The organism is Chrysanthemum yellows phytoplasma (assembly GCF_000803325.1).
GTDB classification, from domain to species: Bacteria; Bacillota_I; Bacilli_A; order Acholeplasmatales; family Acholeplasmataceae; genus Phytoplasma; species Phytoplasma asteris.
Genome location: NZ_JSWH01000130.1, coordinates 1 through 1314 on the forward strand (window position 1 = coordinate 1; position 1314 = coordinate 1314).

The 1314-nt window shown below is 26.1% G+C and carries 2 protein-coding genes and 1 pseudogene; all 3 read right to left on the reverse strand.

Features of this window, described 5'->3' with window-relative positions; genetic code table 11:
* Positions 1–21 precede the first annotated feature (21 nt).
* The 3 genes and pseudogenes from OL66_RS02580 to OL66_RS02585 all read right to left on the reverse strand — a co-directional run bounded on the left by OL66_RS02580 (position 22) and on the right by OL66_RS02585 (position 1127).
* Positions 22–300 (reverse strand): hypothetical protein, encoded by a 279-nt coding sequence (locus tag OL66_RS02580; protein WP_238568806.1) that lies wholly within the window; start codon positions 298–300, stop codon positions 22–24.
* Positions 301–321: 21 nt separating this feature from the next.
* Positions 322–384 (reverse strand): annotated as a pseudogene (locus OL66_RS04500) (hypothetical protein); the annotation flags it as partial.
* Between the two features lie 35 nt (positions 385–419).
* Complete coding sequence (locus tag OL66_RS02585) at positions 420–1127, reverse strand: hypothetical protein (RefSeq protein WP_052177949.1); 708 nt, start codon at positions 1125–1127, stop codon at positions 420–422.
* Positions 1128–1314 lie beyond the last annotated feature (187 nt).

Consider the following 1314-nt stretch of genomic DNA (forward strand, 5'->3'; position numbering starts at 1 on the left):
TATTAATAAAATTAGTTATAATTAATCTTCTATGATTTTAATTAATGGTTTCAAATTGAAGGTTACTTTTGACATTTTAGAATTATTTTTGTAAATTTCTGATATTTTTGATTTAAGTTCATTATGTTCTATTTCTAATTTTAAAACTATATCTCTTTCATAAAGATTTACTTGTTTTTTGTTTCTAAAATAATGAATTTTATCTTCTAATTCTTTTTTGTTTGTTAAAAGATTAAATAATTCTTTTTTTATATCTGTTGATGTTTTTTTATTTTTTATATAATGTTTTTTATTATCCATCGCCATAACTTGATGATTATTAGTGAATAAAAATAATCCTAAATAAATAAAGCTATTGGTAATAAATATAATTGTTTTTTTAATCTAAAAATTAACATTTTTTCTCTTTTCTAGTTTTTTTATTTATTTTCTTTTTTATTAAATTTTTGTGTATATAGTGTTATGTAGCCTTGTTTAGGGTTGAAGTGGAGGTAGTAGGTTTTGCATTTAATATGATTATCTTCGTCTTTTTTGTTTGTAGGACAATTAACTTCATCCATGAAAAAGTCTTTATCTTCTTCTAGAAGGTATTTGGGGCCTTCGTAGTTGAGTTCTATGTAGTGATTTGAGTGGTCTACACTAACACGATTGCCCCCATCAAATTGTGAGTCTTTGTTTTTGTAGTTTGTGTGGAAATAATTGAAATCGGAGCCAGGGTGGTAGGGGAGGGGTTCGTTCCATTCATTGAATGGGTTTTTGCAGAATGTGGCGAGGTCAGTTGGTTCGTATTCTTGGTGTTTTCCTTTACCTAGTCCGTTTAGCCCATAGAATGTGTAGGTTCTTTTAATCATTGGTGTTCCTTCGATTTTAGTTTTAGAACCATCGGAGCCAACCATTTCAAGATGAGTTATTTCACTTGCTTTTAGTGTTTGTATTACTTCTTTGTTTTTTTCGCTATAATCAATTCTGTATGAATCGTAATAACTTTCACTTTCTTTTTGCTTATTTTTGCTTTGAAACCATTCATCATTTGTTTCTATTTTGGGGGTTTTAATTGTGTTTGAATCACTTTGGTTTGCTGTATTGACTTTTATATACCAAATGAAAGTAATTATTCCAATTACCACTGCGCTCAAAATTAATTTAATATAATAAAAAAATATTGTTGATTTTAAATTGGTTTTTGTAATTCTATTTTTATTTTGTTGAGTTTGATAAAAATTAAATACACAAAGGAATTATAACAACAAAAAGAAGAAATAAAAATCCTATAATAGTTAATTTTTGAAATAATGCCATATTAAAAATACTTCC